The following is a 14,727-nucleotide window of genomic DNA, read 5'->3' as shown; positions in this document are numbered from 1 at the left end:
CTCCCAGTACCCGCGGCCGTGATTCCCACGGCGTCCGCGGACATCGCGCGATCCCCGTGTCCCTGGCCGACCATGGGACGGAGGTGACCCGATGACCGAAGTGCTCCTCCTGCTGGTCGCAGTTCTGCTGTCGCTGGCCTGTGGCGGTTTCGTGGCGGCCGAGTTCTCGCTGACCACGGTCGAACGCAGCGAACTGGAACGTGCCGTGGAGCGCGGCGAGCGGGGCGCCTCCGGAGCCCTCAAGGCCGTACGCAACCTCACCTTCCAGCTGTCCGGCGCCCAGCTCGGCATCACCGTGACGAACCTCGTGGTCGGCATGCTCTCCGAGTCGTCGATCGCCAAGCTCATCGCGGGCCCCCTGGAGTCGCTGGGCGTCCCGCCCTCCGCGTCGAACTCGGTGGCGCTGGTCATCGGCACGGCGCTCTCGACGATCTTCCTGATGGTCGTCGGTGAGCTGGTGCCCAAGAACTGGGCCATCTCGTCGCCGCTGGCCGTGGCCAAGCGGGTCGCGACGCCGCAGCGCTGGTTCAGCGCCGCGTTCCGCCCCTTCATCGCCCACCTCAACAACAGCGCGAACCACGTGGTGCGCCGCTTCGGCCTCGAACCCGCCGAGGAACTGGCCTCCGCCCGCGGTCCCCAGGAACTGGTGGCGCTCGCCCGGCACTCCGCCAAGGAGGGCGCGCTGGAGGCGGACACCGCCGAGCTGTTCGTGCGCACCCTGAACCTCGCCGACCTGACCGCGGAGAACGTGATGACACCGCGCGTCCAGGTCATCGCACTGGACGTCCAGGCCACCTGCGAGGACGTGGCGAACGCGACCCGGGCGACCGGCCTGTCCAGATTCCCGGTCTACCACGAGAGCCTCGACGAGGTCGTCGGGGTCGCGCACATCAGGGACGTGCTGACCGTGCACGCCACGAGCCGGACGCAGACGCCCGTCTCGCAGATCATGCGCGAGCCGCTGTTCGTACCGGAGTCGCTGACCGTCGACAGACTCCTGGACCGGCTGGCCGGCAAGCGCACGATGGCCGTGGTCATCGACGAGTACGGCGGTACGGCCGGTGTCGCCACCCTGGAGGACATCGTCGAGGAGGTCGTCGGCGAGGTACGCGACGAGCACGACCCGCACGAGACGCCCGACCTCGCCCCGGCGGGCACGGACGAGGAGGGCCGGACGCTGTACTCGGCCGACGGGTCCGCCCGTACCGACCAGCTCGCCCGCGTGGGGCTCCGGGTGCCCGACGGGCCGTACGAGACCCTGGCCGGCTTCGTCGCGGCCGAGCTCGGCCGCATCCCCGCCGAGGGGGACACCGTCGAGGCCGACGACTGGCGGCTCGACGTCGTGGACGCCTCGGGACGGCGGGCCGCACGGGTGCTGCTGCACGCCCCGCACGACGCCGAGGAGAGCACGCGATGACCGCCGTACAACTGTTGATCGGACTCGCGACCCTCGTCGTGAACGGCTTCTTCGTCGGCGCCGAGTTCGGGCTGATCTCGGTGCGCCGCAGCCAGATCGAACCCCACGCCGAGCGGGGCGACCGGCGGGCGCGGAGCGTGCTCTGGGGCCTCGAACACGTCTCGGCGCTGCTCGCGACCGCGCAGCTCGGCATCACGCTGTGCACCCTGGTGCTCGGCATCGTCGCCGAACCCGCCATCGCGCACCTGCTGGAGCCGGTGTTCCACGCGGTGGGCGTCCCCTCGGGCGCGGGCCACGCGGTCTCCTTCGTCATCGCGCTCACCCTGGCGACGTATCTGCACATGCTGCTCGGCGAGATGGTGCCGAAGAACGTGGCCCTCGCGGAGCCGGTGCGGACGGCGCTGGTGCTCGGACCGCCGCTGGTCGCGCTCTCCCGTGCGCTGCGCCCGGTGATCTTCGCGGTCAACGCCTTCGCCAACGGACTGCTGAAGCTGCTGCGGGTCGAGGCGAAGGACGAGGTCACGGCGACCTTCTCGGACGACGAGCTCTCCCGCCTGGTCAAGGACTCCAGCGCGGCGGGGCTCATCGACCACCGCGCCCAGGAGCGGTTGCGCGACGCCCTGGAGCTGGGCCGCCGGCCCGTGCACGACGTCGTGCTCCCGGTGGAACGCGTCGTCTACGCGCGCGTCGGCGTCACTCCGGAGGAACTGGAGCGGCTGTCGGCCGAGTCGGGGTTCTCCCGCTTCCCGGTCGTCGACGAGGGGCGCCGGATCGTCGGCTATCTGCACGTCAAGGACGCGCTGGACGCGGCTCCGCGCGAGGTGCCGTTCCGCGTGGAGGACATGCGGCAGATCGCCCGCGTACGGGAGAGCACTCCCCTGGACGACGTCCTGACCGCGATGCGCCGCAGCCGTACCCATCTCGCGGCTGTCATGGGCAGCGACGGACGGCTCACGGGGCTGGTGACGATGGAGGACGTCCTGAGGGAGCTGTTCGGGCAGCCGGCGTAGGGCCTTTCCGGGGCCGGGGCGGGAGGCGCCCCGGCCTCCGTCGCAGGTAGGACCGTCCGACCGACCGATGGGTATGTGTTCGGGTTACCATCTTTCTCGCCATGCAGATGAATGCCTCATACACCAGCCTCGTCGCGGTCGGCGACTCCTTCACCGAGGGCATGTCGGACCTGTTGCCCGACGGCTCGTACCGGGGATGGGCCGACCTCCTCGCGGGCCGGATGGCGGCCCGCGCGCCCGGTTTCCGCTACGCCAACCTCGCGGTGCGCGGCAAGCTGATCGGGCAGATCGTCGAGGAGCAGGTGGACGTGGCCGCCGCCATGCGGCCCGATGTGATCACACTGGTGGGCGGCCTCAACGACACCCTGCGGCCCAAGGTCGACATGGGGCGTGTCCGCGGTCTCCTGGAGGAGGCCGTGGAACGGCTGGCCCCGGCCTGCGAGCGACTCGTCCTGATGCGCAGCCCCGGCCGCGACGGCCCGGTCCTCGAACGCTTCCGGCCCCGCATGGAGGAGCTCTTCGCCACCGTCGACGATCTGGCCGAGCGGCACGGCGCCCTGGTGGTCGACCTCTACGGGGCACCCTCGCTCGCCGACCCCCGCGCGTGGGACGTCGACCGGCTGCACCTGACCGCCGAAGGGCACCGCCGGGTCGCGGAGGCCGTGTGGCAGACCCTCGGGTACGAGGCCGAGGACCCGGACTGGCACGTCCCGTCGGCACCCACCCCGCCTCCCGGCTGGGTGTCCCGCCGCACCGCCGACGCGCGTTTCGCCCGGCAGCACCTGCTGCCGTGGATCGGGCGGCGGCTGACGGGGCGCTCGTCCGGCGACGGACGGCCGGCGAAGCGGCCGGAGCTGCTGCCCTACGAGGGGCCCGTCCACGACGGTCCCGTCACGGGCGGTCACGGCGGCTGATCCCGTGATCCACCTGGGCGGGCCCGGGAACCGCGGGCCCCGTCCGCGCGTGGAGGAGGCCGGGCACGGTGGTCGCGGGAGCCGGGAGGAACACCGGCCGGGCGGCTTCCGCCGTGCCGCTCTCTCGAGTGACACGGCGGCCCATGCTCCGCATGAAGAGGACGCTACCGGTTCACCCCTCGCCCGCCACAGGGCGCACGGGGGGCGCTCGACAGCGCGGGGGCGCCGTTTCCGCTCTCGCCCACGCGCCCCGGAACTACGGCTGGGCCCGGCGCGTACGCCGGGCCCCGCCGACGGCCCCTCCAGCTTTGCGGAGCATGGAGAGGAGCCGTCTCGCCACCCGGAGGGGATGGCAAGTAACAGGCCAGCCGGGAGTTCCAGCCGGAATCGATATCCAAGCACTCATGCGGGGACCTGAGAAGTACGCCCCCGAGCACCGCTCGAGGAACTTGTCGGCATCTGTCCATGGGCGTGGCCGGGGCAAAGGCTCATGCGCACCTTTTGGCACCGACACGCCACCGGTGGACCGATCAGGGCCGATGTGCCCCATCGGCACCCTTGCGGCCGACTGCCGACAGGGTGGGAAACCAGCCACGCCGAGCGACCGCACCTACTGTGGGCAGGGGTCGCTCTGCGCCAAGTGCAGTACACGGAACGTGAGCATTCATGGACGCGTCGCCCCGGTTCACCTCATGCAGAGGCGCGGGGCACCACGAGTGAGAAACAGCCAGTCGAGGCGGCGCCCCGGCGTCGGTCACGCACTGTCCCCGGCCATTCCGCCGGAGGGCAGGGGGGTGGGCGTCAGCGGGCCGTGCGCCATGATGATCGAAGAGAGCGGATAAGGGGGGCCGTCCGTGCCGCGCAGGATCAGCAGGGGCATCCCGCGCTCGTCCTGCCGTCGGCCGAGGGACAGCCAGACGCGGTCGGTCCGGTCGACCTGCCCCACCCCGAGGTCGTAGATCCGCCCCCAGAGGTAGAAGGGATCGGCGGCCGCGTCGTTCGCCTCCTGGAGGAGTTCGGGGACGCCGTGCGCGGTGAGGTGGACGGCGACCCCGTCGAGGGTTCCCGCGGCGACCTGGGCGTGCCCGGCCGTCCTGGTCCGGACGTTGCGGGGAGCCCCGATGGCGTCGAGCCAGTACTCCCAGTCGGCCAGACAGGTGGCCTTGACCGCCACCGTCACCCGCTCGCCGTCCGCGGTGATCTGCATGGCCTCCAGGCGCGCGAGGTGGTCGGCCTGGAGGCCCGCGGCGACGGAGACCGCACGGGCGGAGGCGCTGCCCCATCCGACCGCGCGCGACCGCGCGGCGGCCGGCCGCACCCGCGGGACCTCGCCGTCGACGCGCTTCGGCACCGGCGCCGCCCCGTGCTCCGCCACGACCCGTCCGGCACCGCGGTCGGCGAGGTGCAGGACGATCGCACCGCGCGCGGTCGGCACGAGCGGCGAGGACGCGGAGTCCCGGTCGGGCCGCGGCTCGGGGCCCCGGACGTCGAGGACCGGCACGGACGCGGGACCGTGATCGCGGCGGGGCACCGGTCCCTCACCACCACGGACAGGGCCCTCGTGGTCCGGTACGGAAGCACGGTCGTGCCGCGGCTCGGGCCCCCCGGTCCCGGGGCCCGGCTCCTCGCGGCCGGACGCGGGTTCCCGGTGGTGGCGCGGCTCGGCGTCGTCGCCGGGGATCAGCCCCTTGCGGTTCAGCGCGGTGGCGATCCGCATCGCGACCTCGCTCGGGTAACCGCAGTCCTCGACGATCGTGTCGACGGCGGCGTGGTAGGCCTCCGGGCAGTTCTGCCAGGTCTCGACCTGCGTCCGCAGCCGTTCGAGGACGCCGGCCCCGCCCGCCTCCACCAGACGCCCCTGCGCCTCCAGGTCGGCGACGAACTCCCGGGCGAACGTGCTGAGTTGTTCGGCGAGATTGGCTTCGACGGCCGAACGGATCCCGGGCACGGTGGTCATGCCGCCACCCCCAGGTACTCGCTGCGCAGCTTGGCCAGAGCCCTGAACTGCAGGGTCTTCACCGCCCCTTCGGACCGCTCCATCTGGCGCGCCGTCTCCAGCACCGAGAACTCCATCAGGAAACGGCGCGTGAGGACTTCGCGCTGCGGCGGCCGCAACTGCTCCAGGGCTCGGCGCAACAACTCCTCGTCAAGACTGATCAGTACGGTGTCCTCGGTACTGACCGTGAGGTCCTCGTCGAAGCCGAGCATGTCCTCGACGACGAACTCACGGCGCTGCGCGCTCTTGCAATGGTCGATGACCTTGTTCCGGGCGATGGTGATCAGCCACCCGACGAAGCCGATGCCGCGGTAGGTGAAGGTCCCGCGTTTCATCCAGGCGTTGAGAAAGGTCTCGCCGGTGATGTCCTCGGCGACCTGCCGATTGCGTACACGGCGCTGTACGTAAGCCAGTACCGCGGGGTGGTGCAGGGCGTAGAGCTCCCCGAAGGCGTCCCGGTCACCCGCGAGCGCACGGGTGACAAGGGCCTGTTCTCTGGTGTCGAACCGCGGTGTGGCGGCGTTAGCCTCGGCGATCAAGGCCTACTCCGTTCATGAGTGGATGAACTGTGGTGGGCAGGTGCTGCGACGGTCCGCTCCGGCCATGGCCGGGTTCGGGCGCCGGATGACCGGGTCGTCGTGTCCGAAGGTTTCGAGGCGTCCCCCCGCTGGCGCCTCGCAGCTCCGGAGCCTGCTCGAGCCGATGCCGAGGCGGTGCAAATAGGGTCCCCTCAAAGGGACTTGCATACGTGCGACTAACTCACAGTCATGCAACATATGCAACTTGCGTACACGTGCGCAAGTTGCTTCGCCCGGATGACGGCGAGACTTTTTGCCGGGAACTGGAGTGCGAGCCGTCCCCCGTGGCCTGGCACGACACCCAAACACCTATTGACCTGCGAAGATGCACGCATGCAAGTCGCGTGCAAGTTGCATACACGCGCGCTACTCTCCGAAACATGCGGAGCATGGAAGAGTCCCCCCACGAGTCCCGCGGTGAGCGACAAGCTCTCGCAAGGAGGGTGGGCGAGTACCTCACGAACGCCGCGACAGCGGCCGGGTACGACGTCCGTCCACGAGCCGGTGGCCGGGCCCAACTGGCCATCTCGATTGGAGTGAGCCTGACGACGATCAGCAGGACACTGGAAGGAAAAACCCTCCCCCTTCCCTCGCAACTGACCACCTGGGCGTCAGTACTCGGCCTCGACCAGCGAGAGATGTTGGTGAACAGCGGCATGCTTCCACCGGAACACGGGCCTCAGCCTGCGACACGGAGGGTAGCCTCAGTAACACTCACCCCGGAGGAGGCAATGGACGCATGGGGCATCACTGATCTCAGAATCCGCACAATGCTCAGCGGGAACATCGTCCAAGCTATCGAGCTCCAGAAGGATCTCGACGCCGACGACAACCGGGGGGCCACTGCAAGGGGGTAACGAAACGTGGCGTACAGACTGGCACTCGCGTCCGCCGCCAGCTGCACAGCCGGCTGGACATTCGTGGGCATGGGCGTCCGGCACCATACATGGGAGTTGGCGACAGTCGGGATCGGCCTGTTAACCATGGGCGTGGCAGGGGCACTTGCTGCCCTTCTCCGCCGCACGGTCAGACAGGTCGAGGCCCGCACACGGCATGATCTCAGCATCCTGGCGGAACACCGACAACGCCTTGAGCTGGACATGCACAGACGCGAACAGGACCTGTCCCAGCGAGAGAAGGCCATGGCCCGCAGGGCCACCATCACAGCCATCAGACTCGGCAGTCATGCCCGAGCCCTCGACGAGGCGCGGAACGCGAACACGGCACTGCGCGCCAAGAACTCCGAGCTCATGCAGGAGATCGAGGAAGTCAACGACGAGCGCAACCAGCTGATCACGGCAGAGCTCACCTTCGCCCACGACCGGTTCACCTCGAAGACGTACGGGGGTCTGCGCGCTGTTGTCGGCAGCGAGCAGTCCCACCCCGATCCGCACGCCCAAGCGGGGTACGGAAGCCGCCCCCCGCGTTCTGGATCCTGAACACGACCCTGCGAAAACGTTCCATCACGACATCCGTCCATCAATACGGCGAACGACTCCCCTCTGTTCAAAGGAATCGAGCGTCTTTCCGCCGGGACCACCGGCGGACGGCAGGAGCGACGACGCGGTCTGTGGTGCGCGCCCGCGCGCGGCACCTCCGTCCCGTCCCCGCGCCTCTCACGCACACCCCGGTCCGCCGGGGGGTGCCGCTCCGCCCCGACCCGCGCGTCCGGGGCGCCGCGGACACAACAGAACCCGCGCCGAACAGCCGGTATGCTCCGTACACGTGACTGCCGCGCCTGCAAAGCCCCGTATCCCCAACGTTCTCGCCGGACGCTACGCCTCCGCCGAGCTCGCCACGCTCTGGTCCCCCGAGCAGAAGGTCAAGCTGGAGCGTCAGCTCTGGCTCGCCGTGCTGCGGGCCCAGAAGGACCTCGGGATCGAGGTGCCGGACGCCGCGATCGCCGACTACGAGCGCGTCCTCGACCAGGTCGACCTCGCCTCCATCGCCGAGCGCGAGAAGGTCACCCGGCACGACGTGAAGGCGCGGATCGAGGAGTTCAACGACCTCGCCGGCCACGAGCACGTGCACAAGGGCATGACGTCCCGCGACCTCACCGAGAACGTCGAGCAGCTACAGATCCGCCTCTCGCTGGAGCTGGTGCGCGACCGCACGGTGGCGGTCCTCGCCCGCCTGGCCAAGCTCGCCGGCGAGTACGCCGAGCTGGTCATGGCCGGCCGCTCCCACAACGTGGCCGCGCAGGCCACCACCCTGGGCAAGCGCTTCGCGACCGCCGCGGACGAGATGCTCGTCGCGTACGGCCGCCTCGAGGAGCTCCTCGGCCGCTACCCGCTGCGCGGCATCAAGGGCCCGGTCGGCACGGCCCAGGACATGCTCGACCTGCTGGGCGGCGACGCGGCCAAGCTCGCCGACCTGGAGCAGCGGATCGCCGGGCACCTCGGCTTCTCGCAGGCCTTCACCTCCGTCGGCCAGGTCTACCCCCGTTCCCTGGACTACGACGTCGTGACCGCGCTGGTGCAGCTGGCGGCCGCCCCGTCCTCGACGGCCAAGACGATCCGGCTCATGGCCGGGCACGAGCTGGTCACCGAGGGCTTCAAGCCCGGCCAGGTCGGCTCCTCCGCGATGCCGCACAAGATGAACACCCGCTCCTGCGAGCGCGTCAACGGCCTGATGGTCATCCTGCGCGGCTACGCGTCGATGACCGGCGAGCTGGCCGGCGACCAGTGGAACGAGGGCGACGTGTCGTGCTCGGTGGTGCGCCGCGTCGCGCTGCCGGACGCGTTCTTCGCACTGGACGGTCTGCTGGAGACCTTCCTGACCGTCCTCGACGAGTTCGGCGCCTTCCCCGCCGTCGTGGCCCGCGAACTGGACCGCTACCTGCCGTTCCTCGCGACGACCAAGGTCCTGATGGGCGCGGTGCGCGCCGGTGTCGGCCGTGAGGTCGCCCACGAGGCGATCAAGGAGAACGCCGTCGCCTCCGCGCTCGCCATGCGCGAGCAGGGCGCCGAGCGCAACGAGCTGCTCGACAAGCTCGCCGCGGACGAGCGGATCCCGCTGGACCGCGCGCAGCTCGACGAGCTGATGGCCGACAAGCTGTCCTTCACGGGGGCCGCGGCCGACCATGTGACCGTCGTCGTCGGCCGTGTCGAGGAGATCGTGAAGCAGCACCCGGAGGCCGCGGGCTACACGCCCGGAGCGATCCTCTGACCAGGCTCACCCGAGCGGACCTGGAGGCCGCCCGCGACCGGCTCGTGCCGGATGTCGTCGCGGACGGCCTCTCGGTGCTTTTCTGCGGCATCAATCCGGGTCTGATGACGGCGGCCACCGGCCATCACTTCGCCCGGCCCGGCAACCGGTTCTGGCCCGTGCTGCACCTTTCCGGGTTCACCCCCCGGCTCCTGCGGCCCTCCGAGCAGGACGAGCTGCTCTCCTACGGACTCGGCATCACCAACGTGGTGGCCCGGGCGACCGCCCGGGCCGACGAGCTGAGCGCCGAGGAGTACCGCGAGGGCGGGCGGCTGCTCGCCGAGAAGGTGGAACGGCTCCGCCCCGGGTGGCTGGCCGTGGTGGGGGTGACCGCGTACCGGGCGGCCTTCGGCGACCGCGGGGCCCGTATCGGTCCCCAGGAGCGGACGATCGGGTCGAGCCGGGTGTGGGTCCTGCCCAACCCCAGCGGGCTCAACGCGCACTGGACGGCCGCGACGATGGCCGAGGAGTTCGGCCGGCTGCGGGAGGCCGCGGTCCGGCCCCGGTAGGCCGTGGCGGGTCCCCCACCGTGACCGGGACCTCCGGTCGGGGACGGCGGTTCGCCGTCCCCGACCGGAGGCGGGGCGCCGTGGAACCGGCGCGCTCACGCGTCCCTGCGCCGGACGCACCACGCGCCCGCGCCCAGCGCCGCGGCGGTCCACAGCGCGGTCACGGCGAGCCCGCTCCAGGGTCCCAGGGCGCCGTCCCACGTCTCGTGCAGGACCGTCTGGCCTGCCTTGTCCGGCAGGAAGTCCGCCACGCTCCCGGACGCGTTCCCGACGACGAAGGACACGATCAGCAGGAACGGGATCAGGATGCTCAGCGTGGCGACCCCGCTGCGCAGGACGGCCGCCAGGCCCGCCGCGAAGAGGGCCATGAGCATCAGGTAGACCGCGCAGCCGACCACTCCCCGGAGTTCTTCCGCCCAGGTCAGTGCGTCCGCCCGGGAACCGAGCACGGACGTCCCCACGACCAGGCCGGCCACGCCGGTGACCAGGCCGATGCCTAGGGCCGGGGCGCCGATGGCCACCGTCTTGGCCAGGAACCAGCGCCCCCGGCCGGGAACCGCCGCCAGCGAGACGCGCAGCGCGCCGCCCTGGTACTCGGCCGAGACCGCCTGGGCTCCGAAGGTGATGGCCGCGATCTGGCCGAAGCTGACGCCGAAGAACGCCGAGAAGAGCGGGTCGAAGTCCGGGTCGGCCGAGTCGTCGAGCCCGGCGAGTGCCGAGAACGCCACCGTGGCCGCGAGGACGGCGAGCAGCCCCCACAGGAGCGGGCGCAGGGTCCGGATCTTGATCAGTTCCGCGCGGAGTGCGGGTGCGAAGGACATGGTCAGGCCTCCTGAGGCTGAACGGGGGCGGCGGCGAACTCGGTCTCGGTGGCGGTCAGGTCCAGGTAGGCCTGTTCCAGCGTGCCCTCCTCCGCAGCGAGTTCGAGAACGGTGAGGCCGGCGGCCGCGGTCAGACGGCCGATGTCCTCCGGTCGCGCGTCCAGCGCGGTCCAGCGGCCCTCCTCGCCCTCGGCGGCCTCGATGCCGTGTTCCGCGAGCAGGTTCCCGAGCGCGCGGCTGTCCGTGCCGCGCACCCGGACACGGGGCTGTACGCGTGCGTCGATGAACTCGCGCATCGGCATGTCGGCCAGGAGCCTGCCGCGGCCGAGGACGACGAGCTGGTCGGCGAAGGAGGCGGTCTCGTTCATGAGGTGGCTGGAGACGAGGACGGTGCGCCCCTCGCGGGCCAGCCGGCGCAGCAGCTCCCGGATCCAGATGATCCCCTCCGGGTCCAGCCCGTTCGACGGTTCGTCGAGGAGCACCACGGGCGGGTCGCCGAGGAGGGCGGCCGCGATGCCCAGACGCTGGCGCATGCCCAGGGAGTACGTCTTGACCCGGCGGCGGGCCACCGGGGCGAGGCCCGTCTCCTCCAGCACCTCGTCGACCCGGCGTTCGGGGATGCGGTTGGTGGCGGCGAGCGCCCTCAGGTGGTTCCGGGCGGTCCGCGAGCCGTGCGCGGCGCCCGCGTCGAGGAGGGCGCCCACCTTCCGCAGCGGCTCCTCGAGGGCGGCGTACGCGCGGCCCCCGATGGTGGCGGTGCCGGAGGTGGGCCGGTCCAGGCCCAGGACGAGCCGCATGGTGGTGGACTTCCCGGCGCCGTTGGGGCCGAGGAATCCGGTGACGCGGCCCGGGAGGACGCTGAAGGACAGGTGGTCCACCGCGCGCCGGGTGCCGTACTCCTTGGTCAGGTCTTGGACGTCGATGCTGGTCATGGGCACAGCCTGGCCGCCGGGCACCGGTGTCCACCTCCCCCACGGGTGGAGATCGTCTCCCCCGCCCGGGGGAGGTCCGCCGTCGGTGCCCCCTGGCACGATGGCGCGATGGCCCGATTCCTGCGCCCGCTGCTGTGGGGGACGACGTACACACGCCTGCTGCACCTGTGGGTACCGATGCTGTTCGTCAGCGTGTGGCTGTTCATCGACTCGTCGAAGCCGTGGGTGCCCGCGGTGGTGCTGGTTCCGCTCGGGCTGATCCCGGCCGTGCGGCGGGGCGAGGGGGTGCAGGCGCGGTTCATGCTGGCGCCGGGCGAGCGGGACGGCAAGGACCCGGGGTTCTCGGTGGCCCCTTCGGCCGGATGGCGGGACCGGTGGCGGACCGTGCTCTGGCTGGAGGCGCGCCTGCTGCTGGGCGTGGCGGCCTCCATGGTCACCGTGTGGCTGCCCGTGTTCGCCGTCGACCTCACCAGGGCGGCCCTGGGCCACTGGCCGTCCGGTGACCCCGTGGTGCGGCTCCTCGACCCGCACTGGAGCTGCGCCCTGCTGATTCCGCTGCCCCTGATCGCCCTGTACGGCGCGGTGGTCGGGCTCGGCGAGTTCATCACGGCGCTCGCCCGGCGGCTCCTCGGCCCCTCCCCCACCGAGCGGCTCGCCGCACTGGAGGAGCGCACCGAGCAGCTCCTGGAGCGCAACCGCATCGCCCGTGAGCTCCACGACTCCATCGGTCACGCGCTCACCGTCGCGGTGGTGCAGGCCGGTGCCGCGCGCGCGGCCGGCGACCCGGAGTTCACCGCGCGTGCCCTGGCCGCCATCGAGGAGACCGGACGGGCCGCCCTGGAGGACCTGGAGCGCGTCCTGGGGGTGCTGCGCGAGGCGGAGCGCCCCGTGAGCGGGCGCCCCACGCTGGCCGACGCCGACCGGCTGCTGGAGTCGGCGCGCACCTCCGGGGCCAAGGTGGACGCCGAGGTGTCGGGTCCGGTGGAGACCGTGGCCGGCCCGGTGTCCAGGGAGGGCTACCGCATCCTCCAGGAGGCGCTCACCAATGTGCTCCGGCACGCCGGGAGCGTTCCGGTGCGGGTCCGCGTCGAGGTCCGGGACGGCACTCTCTCCCTGGAGGTCCGCAATCCGCTGCCGGACGGCAGGTCCGGATCCGGACGGGGCAGCGGCCTGCGCGGCATACGGGAGCGGGCCGCGCTGCTGGGCGGCAGCGCCCGGACGGGCCCGCACGAAGGCGACTGGCAGGTGCATGCAGAGCTGCCGCTGCACTGATCTACGCTGGCCGGATGCCGGTCACCGTTCTGCTCGTCGACGACGAACCCCTCGTGCGCGCGGGGCTGCGCGCCGTCCTGGAGGCGCAGCCCGACATCGAGGTCGTCGGCGAGGCCGCCGACGGAGCCGCCGTGATCCCGCTGGTCCGGCAGCTGCGGCCGGACGTGGTCGCCATGGATGTCCGCATGCCCCTGATGGACGGCATCGAGGCCACCCGCGCGATACTGCGGACCGTCGCCGACCCACCCAAGATCCTCGTGGTGACGACGTTCGAGAACGACGAGTACGTCTACGAGGCGCTGCGCGCGGGGGCCGACGGATTCCTCCTGAAGCGGGCGCGGCCGGCCGAGATCGTGCACGCGGTGCGGCTGGTGGCCGAGGGCGAGTCCCTGCTGTTCCCCGCCTCCGTGAGGCAGTTGGCGGCCGACCACGGGGACGGCGGGGCCAGTCCGGCGGCGCGGGCGGTCATGGAGCGGGCCGCGCTGACCGAGCGCGAGGCGGACGTGCTGCGGCTGATGGCCCGGGGGATGTCCAACGCCGAGATCGCCGCGCGGCTGGTCGTCGGCACGGAGACGGTCAAGTCGCACGTCAGCTCCGTACTGGCGAAGCTGGGGGCCCGGGACCGCACTCAGGCGGTCATCGCGGCCTACGAGTCGGGGTTCGTGGCGCCGGGCTGACGGCGGCCCGTGAACGGGAAAGGGTCCCCGGCCCTCGCCGGGGTTCCCCACGACGAGTACGATCCGGCCAACACGCGTACTAGCTGGGAGGACGGGCGTTGGGGCGGTTGACCGGCGGGGATCCCTCTCTGCTGCGACGGATCAATTCCGCGGTGGTCCTGCACGCCTTGCGTGCCACGGACTGCGCGACCCTCACCGAGATCACCCGGGTGACCGGATTGTCACGGCCGACGGTCGAAGGGGTCGTCGAGGGACTGATCGAGAACGGGCTCGTCGTCGAGAAGGCGGCCGAGGAGGGCGCCGCGCGGCGCCAGGGGCGTCCGGCGCGCAGGTTCCGGTTCCGGGCCGAGGCGGGACATCTGCTGGGCCTGGAGATCGGCCCGCACCGCGTCGCGGCGCTGCTCGCGGGCCTGGACGGGCGCGTGATGGGCGCGACGGCCAAGGACGTGGACGAGACGGCGTCCGCCGACGAGCGGCTGGAGCGGCTGCGGGTGGCGGTCGCCGAACTGCTGCGCAGGGCGGGTGTCGCCCGTAGCTCCCTGCGCGCGGTGGGTGTGGGAAGCCCCGGCATCGTGGAGGCGGACGGCACCGTACGCCTGGGCACGGCGCTGCCGGAGTGGACGGGCCTGCCGCTGGGCGAGCGGCTGAGCCGTTCCTTCAAGTGCCCGGTGCTCGTGGAGAACGACGCCAACGCCGCCGCCGTCGCCGAGCACTGGAAGGGCGCGGCCACCGAGTCCGACGACGTGGTGTTCGTCCTGGCGGGGCTGAGTCCGGGCGCCGGCGCACTGATCGGCGGGCGGCTGCACCGGGGGTTCGGCGGGGCGGCCGGCGAGATCGGCGCGCTGCACCTGCTGGGCCGTGACGTCACCCCCGAGACGCTGCTGTCGACAACGGACGAGCCGTTGCACCCGCTCGACGAACAGGCGGTCGCGAAGGTGTTCGCGCTGGCCAAGGGCGGCGATCTGCGGGCGCGCGCGGCGATGGACCGCTTCATCCAGCGCCTGGTGCACGACGTGGCCGCCCTGGTCCTCGCCCTCGACCCGGAGCTGGTCGTCATCGGCGGCTGGGCGGCCGGTCTGGACGGCGTACTGGAGCCGCTGCGGACGGAGTTGGCGCGCTACTGCCTGCGTCCGCCCAAGGTGGCCCTCTCGATGCTGGGGGAAGCGGCCGTGGCGACCGGGGCGCTACGGCTCGCCCTCGACCACGTGGAGGAGCAGTTGTTCGCGGTGGAGGGAACCGTGACCGCGCGCCGCTGAGGCGCGAGCGACACGGCGCCGGCCACCGGCCACAGCCACCGGCCACAGCCACAGCCACAGCCACAGCCACAGCCACAGCCACAGCCACAGCCACAGCCACAGCCACAAAACCCGTCGCGCCCCGGAAGGTTCCGGGGC

The 14,727-nt window shown here is 71.9% G+C and carries 14 protein-coding genes; 10 read left to right on the top strand and 4 right to left on the bottom strand.

Translation table 11 applies throughout. The annotated features are described in order from the left end of the window. The first annotated feature begins 91 nt into the window (after window positions 1-91). The 3 genes from CW362_RS18450 to CW362_RS18440 all read left to right on the top strand — a co-directional run bounded on the left by CW362_RS18450 (window position 92) and on the right by CW362_RS18440 (window position 3,341). Complete coding sequence (locus CW362_RS18450; protein ID WP_103550600.1) at window positions 92-1,417, top strand: hemolysin family protein; 1,326 nt, start codon at window positions 92-94, stop codon at window positions 1,415-1,417. Further along, on the top strand, window positions 1,414-2,427 hold the full coding sequence (locus tag CW362_RS18445; protein ID WP_103550599.1) for a hemolysin family protein: 1,014 nt from the start codon (window positions 1,414-1,416) through the stop codon (window positions 2,425-2,427). Before CW362_RS18450 ends, CW362_RS18445 begins: the two co-directional genes overlap by 4 nt. A 101-nt stretch (window positions 2,428-2,528) precedes the next feature. Next, a complete protein-coding gene (locus CW362_RS18440; RefSeq protein ID WP_103550598.1) occupies window positions 2,529-3,341 on the top strand; it encodes an SGNH/GDSL hydrolase family protein in 813 nt (270 codons plus the stop codon). A 754-nt stretch (window positions 3,342-4,095) separates the two neighbouring features. Here CW362_RS18440 and CW362_RS18435 read toward each other — a convergent pair. Both CW362_RS18435 and CW362_RS18430 read right to left on the bottom strand, forming a co-directional pair. Further along, window positions 4,096-5,298, bottom strand: coding sequence for a BN159_2729 family protein (locus CW362_RS18435; protein WP_103550597.1), 1,203 nt, complete (start codon window positions 5,296-5,298; stop codon window positions 4,096-4,098). Further along, window positions 5,295-5,876 (bottom strand): RNA polymerase sigma factor, encoded by a 582-nt coding sequence (locus tag CW362_RS18430; RefSeq protein ID WP_206300983.1) that lies wholly within the window; start codon window positions 5,874-5,876, stop codon window positions 5,295-5,297. The genes CW362_RS18435 and CW362_RS18430 overlap by 4 nt, the downstream gene beginning before the upstream one ends. 428 nt (window positions 5,877-6,304) lie before the next feature. On the opposite strand from CW362_RS18430, the gene CW362_RS18425 reads away from it, so the two are divergent. The 4 genes from CW362_RS18425 (at window position 6,305) to mug (ending at window position 9,631) form a co-directional block, all read left to right on the top strand. Beyond that, window positions 6,305-6,772, top strand: a complete 468-nt coding sequence (locus CW362_RS18425; protein WP_240657857.1) for a transcriptional regulator — start codon at window positions 6,305-6,307, stop codon at window positions 6,770-6,772. 243 nt (window positions 6,773-7,015) lie between these two features. Beyond that, on the top strand, window positions 7,016-7,354 hold the full coding sequence (locus CW362_RS43335) for a hypothetical protein (RefSeq protein WP_162684117.1): 339 nt from the start codon (window positions 7,016-7,018) through the stop codon (window positions 7,352-7,354). Window positions 7,355-7,640: 286 nt separating this feature from the next. Next, window positions 7,641-9,083, top strand: coding sequence for an adenylosuccinate lyase (gene purB / locus CW362_RS18415; RefSeq protein WP_103550594.1), 1,443 nt, complete (start codon window positions 7,641-7,643; stop codon window positions 9,081-9,083). Continuing rightward, window positions 9,080-9,631, top strand: coding sequence for a G/U mismatch-specific DNA glycosylase (gene mug / locus CW362_RS18410; protein WP_103550593.1), 552 nt, complete (start codon window positions 9,080-9,082; stop codon window positions 9,629-9,631). Before purB ends, mug begins: the two co-directional genes overlap by 4 nt. A 95-nt stretch (window positions 9,632-9,726) precedes the next feature. Here mug and CW362_RS18405 read toward each other — a convergent pair whose 3' ends face one another. Beyond that, complete coding sequence (locus tag CW362_RS18405) at window positions 9,727-10,452, bottom strand: ABC transporter permease subunit (RefSeq protein ID WP_103550592.1); 726 nt, start codon at window positions 10,450-10,452, stop codon at window positions 9,727-9,729. Window positions 10,453-10,454: 2 nt separating this feature from the next. Beyond that, on the bottom strand, window positions 10,455-11,384 hold the full coding sequence (locus CW362_RS18400; RefSeq protein ID WP_103550591.1) for an ABC transporter ATP-binding protein: 930 nt from the start codon (window positions 11,382-11,384) through the stop codon (window positions 10,455-10,457). 108 nt (window positions 11,385-11,492) lie between these two features. Here CW362_RS18400 and CW362_RS18395 point away from each other — a divergent pair, with 108 nt between their 5' ends. The 3 genes from CW362_RS18395 (at window position 11,493) to CW362_RS18385 (ending at window position 14,589) form a co-directional block, all read left to right on the top strand. Continuing rightward, window positions 11,493-12,656 (top strand): sensor histidine kinase, encoded by a 1,164-nt coding sequence (locus CW362_RS18395; RefSeq protein WP_103550590.1) that lies wholly within the window; start codon window positions 11,493-11,495, stop codon window positions 12,654-12,656. 14 nt (window positions 12,657-12,670) lie between these two features. Next, window positions 12,671-13,333, top strand: coding sequence for a response regulator transcription factor (locus CW362_RS18390; RefSeq protein WP_103550589.1), 663 nt, complete (start codon window positions 12,671-12,673; stop codon window positions 13,331-13,333). A 98-nt stretch (window positions 13,334-13,431) separates the two neighbouring features. Then, entirely contained in the window at window positions 13,432-14,589 is a 1,158-nt protein-coding gene (locus tag CW362_RS18385; protein ID WP_103550588.1) for an ROK family transcriptional regulator, read from the top strand. The last annotated feature ends 138 nt before the right edge of the window (window positions 14,590-14,727 follow it).

Origin of the sequence: Streptomyces populi (assembly GCF_002911015.1) — a bacterium.
Taxonomy (GTDB): Bacteria; Actinomycetota; Actinomycetes; order Streptomycetales; family Streptomycetaceae; genus Streptomyces; species Streptomyces populi.
This window is presented reverse-complemented; position numbering and strand designations above follow the sequence as displayed.

Coding starts and splice junctions, on each gene's coding strand:
- CW362_RS18390 (WP_103550589.1), top strand. CDS start 12,671: ATGCCGGTCACCGTTCTGCTCGTCGACGACGAACCCCTCGTGCGCGCG.
- CW362_RS18400 (WP_103550591.1), bottom strand. CDS start 11,384: ATGACCAGCATCGACGTCCAAGACCTGACCAAGGAGTACGGCACCCGG.
- CW362_RS43335 (WP_162684117.1), top strand. CDS start 7,016: ATGCACAGACGCGAACAGGACCTGTCCCAGCGAGAGAAGGCCATGGCC.
- CW362_RS18425 (WP_240657857.1), top strand. CDS start 6,305: ATGGAAGAGTCCCCCCACGAGTCCCGCGGTGAGCGACAAGCTCTCGCA.
- CW362_RS18395 (WP_103550590.1), top strand. CDS start 11,493: ATGGCCCGATTCCTGCGCCCGCTGCTGTGGGGGACGACGTACACACGC.
- CW362_RS18435 (WP_103550597.1), bottom strand. CDS start 5,298: ATGACCACCGTGCCCGGGATCCGTTCGGCCGTCGAAGCCAATCTCGCC.
- CW362_RS18440 (WP_103550598.1), top strand. CDS start 2,529: ATGCAGATGAATGCCTCATACACCAGCCTCGTCGCGGTCGGCGACTCC.
- CW362_RS18445 (WP_103550599.1), top strand. CDS start 1,414: ATGACCGCCGTACAACTGTTGATCGGACTCGCGACCCTCGTCGTGAAC.
- CW362_RS18450 (WP_103550600.1), top strand. CDS start 92: ATGACCGAAGTGCTCCTCCTGCTGGTCGCAGTTCTGCTGTCGCTGGCC.
- CW362_RS18405 (WP_103550592.1), bottom strand. CDS start 10,452: ATGTCCTTCGCACCCGCACTCCGCGCGGAACTGATCAAGATCCGGACC.